Origin of the sequence: Amphritea sp., assembly GCF_050300915.1 — a bacterium.
GTDB lineage: Bacteria > Pseudomonadota > Gammaproteobacteria > Pseudomonadales > Balneatricaceae > Amphritea.
This window is the reverse complement of the sequence record NZ_JBNKYN010000125.1, coordinates 1-7,896: the sequence shown is the minus strand read 5'-3', so window position 1 is coordinate 7,896 and position 7,896 is coordinate 1. Positions and strand designations below refer to the sequence as shown.

6 protein-coding genes and 1 pseudogene are annotated in these 7,896 nt (G+C 51.0%); 3 read left to right on the top strand and 4 right to left on the bottom strand.

The genetic code is table 11. The features are described 5' to 3' along the window. The first annotated feature begins 86 nt into the window (after nt 1–86). Nucleotides 87–1,133, top strand: coding sequence for an ABC transporter ATP-binding protein (locus tag ACQY8X_RS20295; RefSeq protein WP_428036949.1), 1,047 nt, complete (start codon nt 87–89; stop codon nt 1,131–1,133). A 24-nt stretch (nt 1,134–1,157) separates the two neighbouring features. Here ACQY8X_RS20295 and ACQY8X_RS20290 read toward each other — a convergent pair whose 3' ends face one another. The 4 genes from ACQY8X_RS20290 to ACQY8X_RS20275 all read right to left on the bottom strand — a co-directional run bounded on the left by ACQY8X_RS20290 (nt 1,158) and on the right by ACQY8X_RS20275 (nt 6,591). Continuing rightward, nucleotides 1,158–2,843, bottom strand: coding sequence for an ABC transporter permease (locus tag ACQY8X_RS20290; protein ID WP_428036948.1), 1,686 nt, complete (start codon nt 2,841–2,843; stop codon nt 1,158–1,160). Between the two features lie 88 nt (nt 2,844–2,931). Beyond that, nucleotides 2,932–3,975 carry a Fe(3+) ABC transporter substrate-binding protein gene (locus ACQY8X_RS20285; protein ID WP_428036947.1) on the bottom strand — a complete coding sequence of 348 codons (1,044 nt, stop codon included), beginning with the start codon at nt 3,973–3,975 and terminating at the stop codon, nt 2,932–2,934. A gap of 144 nt (nt 3,976–4,119) precedes the next feature. Continuing rightward, entirely contained in the window at nt 4,120–4,833 is a 714-nt protein-coding gene (locus ACQY8X_RS20280) for a 16S rRNA (uracil(1498)-N(3))-methyltransferase (RefSeq protein WP_428036946.1), read from the bottom strand. 54 nt (nt 4,834–4,887) lie between these two features. Continuing rightward, entirely contained in the window at nt 4,888–6,591 is a 1,704-nt protein-coding gene (locus ACQY8X_RS20275) for a sigma 54-interacting transcriptional regulator (RefSeq protein WP_428036945.1), read from the bottom strand. Nucleotides 6,592–6,969: 378 nt separating this feature from the next. Between ACQY8X_RS20275 and ACQY8X_RS20270 the strand changes: the two genes are divergently transcribed. Then, a complete protein-coding gene (locus ACQY8X_RS20270; RefSeq protein WP_428036944.1) occupies nt 6,970–7,266 on the top strand; it encodes a phenol hydroxylase subunit in 297 nt (98 codons plus the stop codon). A gap of 70 nt (nt 7,267–7,336) precedes the next feature. Next, nucleotides 7,337–7,896 (top strand): annotated as a pseudogene (locus ACQY8X_RS20265) (phenol hydroxylase); the annotation flags it as partial.

Below are 7,896 nucleotides of genomic sequence, written 5' to 3'. Positions count from 1 at the left end.
TAGCTAGTATCAGTGGGTTAGTCCGGTTGAAATAGTTACAGATATAAGCGAGAATCATTTTCATTTGCAAAGAGGCTGTCCGACCTATGACTCCCCTTCTGGAACTCCGATCGCTAGGATGTGGCTATGACGACACCGTTATTGCTGAACGGCTGGATTTGCAGCTGCAGGCGGGGGAAATCGTCTGTTTGCTGGGACCCAGTGGTTGTGGAAAAACCACTGTGTTGCGTGCAATAGCCGGTTTTAATCCATTATTGTCTGGCGCCATTCTCCAGAATGGCGAGGCGATCTCCACGGTTGGTTTCATACTACCGCCAGAGCAACGGGGTATCGGCGTCGTGTTTCAGGATTATGCTCTGTTTCCTCATCTCAATGTGTTTGACAATATTGCCTTTGGCTTACATGCACGCAGTACTGCAGAAAAAAAACAGCTCGTTGCTGAGATGTTGAAGCTGGTGGAGTTGCCTGACCTTTCATCCCGTTATCCACATGAGCTTTCAGGCGGGCAACAACAGCGGGTCGCACTGGCCCGGGCGCTGGCACCTAAGCCTAAACTTCTGCTGATGGATGAGCCATTCTCCAATCTGGATACCGATCTGCGCAAACAGTTAGCGCTGCAGGTGCGATCAATTCTAAAAGATCAGGGCATCGCTGCGATTATGGTAACTCATGATCAGCAGGAAGCCTTTGCTATCAGCGATAAACTGGGGATTCTGGCACAGGGCAGGCTGCAGCAGTGGGGAACGCCGACAGAGCTCTATTATCAGCCGGTCAACCCTTTGGTCGCTGGTTTTGTTGGCAAGGGTGAACTGTTTGACGCTGAATGTCTGAGTGAGACCACGGTGAAAACTGAGCTGGGTTTGATTGAGTTTGCTGAGCCTTTTGGTGCAGCTGTCGGTAAGCAGTTATCACTCTTTATCCGCCCTGCGGATATTCGGCCTGGCATAGAGAAGGGGGGGGTGATGGCCAGGGTCGAACAGAAGGAGTTTCTTGGCAGTTCGGTGGTGTATCAGTTGCTGCTGCCCTCCGGGCGGCGGGTCGAGTCGGAAATCTTTGAGCCCCGATTGTTTGAGGTGGGCTCTCAGGTTTCTTTGCATGTCGCAGCTCACCGCCCGATTGCGTTTAGTGAATGATGCACTTAACCCGTTAATAGAAGATTAGTTGCTGTTGCGGGTGGAAGTAATCGTCCGGCTCAGCAATATCACCGGGATAATCCCCACCAGAACGATCAGTAGCGCCGCCAGTGAACAGGCTTCCAGCATCTCATCTGATGCATACTGGTAGACATAGGTTGCCAGGGTATCATAGTTGAATGGCCGCAGAATCAGTGTTGCGGGCAGCTCTTTCATGCAGTCAACAAACACCACCAGTGCTGCGGTCAGGATGCCGCCTTTTATCAATGGCAGATGCACTCTGATCAGGGTTTGCAGTGGTGTGTGCCCCAGCGAGCGGGATGCCATATCCATGTTTTCGGTAATTTTGTTGAGACTGGACTCTACTGAGCCCACTGAGACCGCCAGAAAACGCACTACATAGGCGAAGACTACTGCGAAAGCGGTACCGCTGAGCAGTAATCCGGTCGACAGATTGAAAAACTGTTCCATGCGCGCGTCGATAAAGTTATCAAATGCGGCCAGGGGGATAATTACGCCAATGGCTAACACTGCCCCTGGCATGGCATATCCCAGACTGGAAAACTGTGCGGCGACCTTCAGACTGCTTTTTTTATACAGCCGTTTTGAATAAGCCAGCAAGAGCGCAATTACAATCGTTAGCAGTGCGGCACAGCTGGATAGAATAAAGCTGTGACTGGCATGGGTGATGAAGTCGTTGCTCCATAACTGGTTTAGATGGCTTAACGCATAACCGGTTAATATCCAGACCGGAATGATAAAGCCGGTAATCACCGGTAGTGCACAGAGGAGTGTTGCTCCCCAGGCGCGCCAGCCTGATAGGCGGTAGCCGGTGAGCGTCTTATAGCGGTCAGCGCTGTGAAATTGCCGCTGTTTCGCCCGGGCCAGTCGTTCCAGTGAGATCAGTATGACCACAAAAATCATCATCAGGCTGGCGATCTGGGCGGCTCCGCCTAAGTTGCCCATATTCAGCCAGGTATCGTAGATGCCCGCACTCATGCTTTTGACGGCAAAATAATCCACAGTGCCAAAATCGTTGATGGTTTCCATCGACACCAGCGATAGCCCCACTGCAATGGCTGGACGGGCGATCGGCAGTGAAACCCGGTAGAAACTTTGCCATGGCGTGCAGCCAAGGGTTCGGCTGGCATCGTGTATGGTGGTGGATTGCTCCAGAAAGGCGGCCCGGGCCAGTAGATAGATATAGGGGTAGAGCACCAGTGCCAGCATCAGGATCGCACCGCCAAGGGTGCGAATATCGGGAAACCAGTAATCCCGAGCTGTTTGCCAGCCGAACAGTTCCCGCAGAGCGATCTGTACTGCGCCGGAGTATTCCAGCAGGTCGGTATACACGTAGGCGATTACGTAGGCAGGTACTGCAAAGGGTAACAAGAGTGCCCATTCGAACAGGCGTCGGCCGGGAAAACGGCACATGGTGACCAGCCAGGCACCGCAGACGCCGATAGCGATGGAGAGAGCACCGACCCCCAGCATCAGTGCCAGGGTGGTGCTGATGTAGACGGGCAGAACGGTCTCTGCCAGATGGACCCAGATATTTTCCCGGGGGAACAGCGCCAGATAGAAAACAGAGAGGACGGGCAGCGCCACCATCAGGGCGGTACCCCAGGTAGCGCTATACCAGCCAAGCAGATAGCTGCCGGGTCGTTTAACTGTCGCGGTGATCTGTTGATGCTCCCGGTTGGCCTGCATAACTCTCTTCTGTTAACGAAAAAACGGTAGTACGAAGACTACCGTTAGGATGGTGGGTTGTCGATAACGCTTCTTAACCGTTGACGGATTAGTTATCGAAGCCTACTTTATCAGCCATTCGTGCAGCCTGTGCCCGCAGCTCGGCAATTTTCTGCAGATTGATACTGTCCTGTTTAAAGTCACCCATATACTGATCTAACAGTGCGGAGCGCTTGGTTCCCGGGCGAACCGGAAACTCAAAGTTAGCCTCAGCATACATCGATTGTGCCTGCTCTTCACTGAGAAACTCCATCAGTTTGATTGCGCTCTCTTTATTCGGTGCATATTTGGTCAGTGCTGCCCCGGAGATACTCATATGTGCGCCACGATCATCCTGATTGGGGAAGATCAGGTTGACAGCGTTGGCCCACTCTTTCTGTTCCGGCTGCTCTTCATTGGTGATCATCTTACCGAAGTAGTAAGAGTTGCCGAGGGCAATGTCGCAGACTCCCTCTTTAACGGCTTTAACCTGTGCCCGGTCGTTGCCCTGTGGTTTACGTGCCAGGTTAGCTTTCAGCCCCTCTAACCATTGCTCGGCGTCTGCTTCACCATGATGGGCGATCATAGAACCGATCAGTGACAGGTTGTAAGTATGTTTACCGCTGCGGGTGCAGATGCGGCCTTTCCATTTAGGGTCTGCCAGCTCTTCATAGGTTTTAATCTCACCTTCGGCGACCCGTTCTTTAGAAGCATAGATCAGGCGGGCACGGCTGGTAAGACCGAACCAGTGGTTTGCCGGGTCACGGTAGTGTGCAGGAATATTCTGTGTCAGAACCTCGCTCTCAACTGGCTGGGTCAGGCCCTTTTCAACGACATCGTAGAGTGGGCCGATATCGGATGTCAGCACGATATCAGCGGGAGAGTTTTTACCCTCATGTTGCAGGCGCTCAATCAGACCTTTTTTGGCAAAAATGACGTTGGTTTTAATGCCTGTGTCTGCGGTAAAAGCATCCAGCATCGGCTGAATCAGGAACTGCTGGCGGTAGGAGTAAATATTCACCTCATCTGCTGCAGAGACATGAGTGGCTGCTAGCGTCAGTGGCAGAGTGAGCAGTGCCAGTTTTTTTAAGCTCTTATTTAAGTTCATACGCATTATGGGGTTTCCTGATTCGGCTGTTGCATGTAACAGATACTTAGTTGCTAATGCGAACTATTCTTATTTATGTTGCGCGGAAAGTCAACCGTAATGCGTATGATTCTCAATTAAGATATTGGAGGTGATATTGCCACGCTATTCTCAGACCGGAAAAAGCCTGGATAGCAGCACCGGAACGGCATTCTCCACCCTGAGAATACGGGGGCCGATATGGATCGCTGTAAACCCGGCACTTTGCAGTTTCTCCACTTCGTAGGGGATAAACCCTCCTTCAGGGCCGATCGCCAGTGTCGTGTCGATTGTCTCAGCAGCGGGGCAGGTAGTGGCATCGTATGGGTGGGCAACCAGTGCCCGGGTTGGTTGTGCCAGCTCGGGTAGTTCATCTTCGACAAAGGGCTTAAAGCGCTTGCGCAGGTGAATTTCTGGCAGCAGGGTATCACCGGCTTGCTCAAGACCCAGTAATAGCTGCTCTGTTAAATACTGCTCATGCAGCACCGGGCTTGACCAGTAACTCTTATCGACTCTGTATGAGTTGATAAGATAGATCTGCTTAACTCCCATGCTGGTCACGGTCTGCAGAGTACGCTTGAGCATTTTGGGCCGTGGCAGGGCCAGAATCAGTGTCAGCGGCAAAGGCGATGGCGTTTGTTTGTCCAGCTTTATCTGTAGGGTGATAGATTGTTCTGCCAGGGTAATAACCGTTCCCTGGCCGATATCACCATTCAGCAGGCCAACTTTGAGTTGCTGGCCCTCAACTGGCTGATAAAACTGTTTGATATGGTGAAAACGCCGGTCGTTGATGACCACGGTATCGGTTGCGATAAAATCAGTTTGGAAAAGCAGAATCAGATTCATGTCAGCCCGGCATGGTGATTATAAAGGCCGCCATTCTAAAGCAGCTTTATGACGTTAGCTATCGTCCCGCTTTTTCAGCCGGTAGGCCAGTGCGGGGCGTGTCAGTCCAAGTTTTCTGGCGGCTTTTGAAACGTTACCGTTCGCCTGCGTCATCGCTGCTTCAATCAGTTGCTGCTCCAGTTGCTCCAGATTGAAGTTGTCGGCCAGCAGACGGCTAACGGCTTCTCTATTGTCGGCGGGCTGTTGTTCCCGCGTCTCTTCACTCAGATAGCCTCTGCCATTAATAATATTCAGGGGATGAGAGGGCTCAGACAGTGAGGGAAAGAAGCTGGCTAAACCGATGGTGTTATGATTTTCAGTGAGAATAACTCCCCGCTCAATCATATTTTCCAGCTCGCGGATATTTCCCGGCCATTTATACTGCGTCAGTGCCTGCATCGCTTTATCAGATACTCCGGCTACTTTTTTGTTATACAGAGCGCAATATTTTTTTAGAAAATGTTCTGTCAGCAGGGGGATATCCTCGATGCGCTCCCGTAGTGGCGGTATATGAATCGGATAGACATTTAAGCGGTAAAACAGATCCGCCCTGAAGCGCCCTTGCTGAACTGCATTTTCGAGGTTTTCGTTAGTCGCCGCGACCAGCCGCACATCAATACGCCGGGTTCGGTTATCACCCACCCGTTCAAATTCAGATTCCTGCAGGACTCTCAGTAGTGATGCCTGTGCGCGGGGTGTCAGTTCAATCACCTCATCAAGGAAAATTGTGCCTTTATGTGCTCGTTCAAACTTTCCTTCGCGGGACTGCGTTGCACCGGTATAGGCGCCTTTCTCTACTCCGAATAACTCGGCTTCAATAAGATCCGGGGGGATACAGGCGCAGTTCACTGCAACAAAGGGTTTGTCTGCCCGGTCACTGGAACTGTGCAGGCCACGTGCCACGATCTCTTTACCGACACCGGTTTCCCCCTGTAACAGTACACTGACTTTGCTTTTAGATGCTTTTCTAATCAGATGGCAGACATTCCTGAACGCAGTCGAGTGGCCTACGCTGTTAAACAACAGATCCTCTTCCACTTCAGCGCTGCGAAACTGATCTTTCAGTGAACTGACCTCGTTTTGTAGTGCCAGCAGCTGCTCAATCATGGGGTCGGGTAGCAAGTACTTCTCAGTCTCGTCGGCATCGTCCCAGTCCTCTGCCAGACGGCCTTCAATATGGCAGTGATCAGCGCCAGTTCCCGCGCACTGAGTTTCCCGGAAAATGATCTGACGATTCATATAGAAAGTGGAAAATCCGCTGGCGTAACCGATCAGTGTCCAGCAGATGGGGACGTCTGATTTACCATAATTGGCCAGATGTGCTTCCACTTCATGTGAGTTAAACCAGTCAAAAGCTGCAGCGAAATAGCCGCGTTCTATGTCGAAATTCAGTGAAACCGGGGTTACTTTAACCATCCCCTTGATCGCGTGCAGTTGTGGCCCGACCATAAACGCTTCTTCCGGTGTCATCTCCGGCCGGACTTTTTTGGCCAGCTCGGCATCACGCCAGCCGCTATGGTAGCCAAAGCGCATCAGAAAGCCTTTGGCGCGTTCCACACCCATCGTCTGAATCAGTTCCTGGCGCAGTAAACCCATCACCGATGAGTGAATCAGCAGCATACGTTGCTCATCCAGCCAGATCTTTCCTTCGTCGTTTTCGAAACGTATCTGTTGCAGCAGATCCTGTGGATCCGGGAGAGTGGGGTGTAGTTCAGTCATCACTTTGTACAGTTTAGTTATTGTTATTTTTTATGTGCTCGGGGTTATAACCCTTTTCATTGTGACTCTATTTGTTGCACAAAAACAACACCCAATTTGGATAGCAGGCTGTTTCGCCTGACAGGAAATCACCCACCGGGGGCAGTTGGCAGCAACGCAAAAAATTGATTTTTTCATGAAATTTTAACTATTTGATCAGTTTCTGGCCGAGAGGGTCAATGTCTTCGGTCTGCCCCAATATGTCACTTGATAATGAATTTAATTATTTAATATCAATTGATTAGCTGGGTTTTTTTCTTTTTTAGTGTGGCGCTTTTTTCTCTGGCACAGACATTGCTCTATCACCTGTGATGAAAACTTAACGTCACAGGAGGTTCTATGCCAGATCTGCAACTTCATACCCGTGAAGTTCCTGATCATCGTTCAGGGTTCGATCAGCTGACCAGATATGTGCGGGTTCGCAGCGCTGTTAATTCACGGTTTGTTGAGTTCGATTTTGCCATTGGTGACCCGACGCTGTTTGTTGAACTGATTATGCCTGAGAAGGCATTCAAGCGTTTTTGTGAGATTAACGAAGTCGTTTTCATGACTGTTGAACAACAGCAGGCAGTGGATGCCGAGATGGAAAAATGGCGCTACGGCGAAGAGACCCTGATGGCAAAAAACCATAGCTGACAGAGCTAACCGCTGTAACCGCTGCGCTGATAAATAAAAATAAATAACCCGAACAGAAGGGATCAAGCAAATGACCATAGAGATCAAAACCGCAACGCTGGAGCCGGTGCGTAATACCTTTGCGCATATCGAACGCCGTTTCGGTGATAAACCCGCCACCCGTTATCAGGAAGCCACCTATGATGTGGCCTCTGAAGTTAACTTTCATTACAAGCCACTGTGGCAACCCGAGTATGAACTCAACGATAAAGGCCGTACCGCCATCGTGATGCAGGACTGGTACGCCTTCAAAGACCCCCGTCAGTTCTACTACGGCACCTATGTGCAGGCCCGGGCTAAACAGCAGGAGGTGGCCGAGAGTAATTACAGCTTTTTCGAAAAGCGCGATCTGGCCCGGCTGATTCCCGACGCGATTCAGCAAAAGGTGATCCGCCTGTTGTTGCCGCTGCGTCACGTAGAACAGGCCGCCAACCTCAATAACATGTATGGCAGTTCACTGGGCTATGGCACCGCGATTACCCAGGCGCTGTTGTATAACGGTATGGACCGTCTGGGTAACGCACAGTATCTGTCACGCATCGGTCTGATTCTCGATGGCAATTCCGGTGATGCCCTGGCCGAAGCCAAACG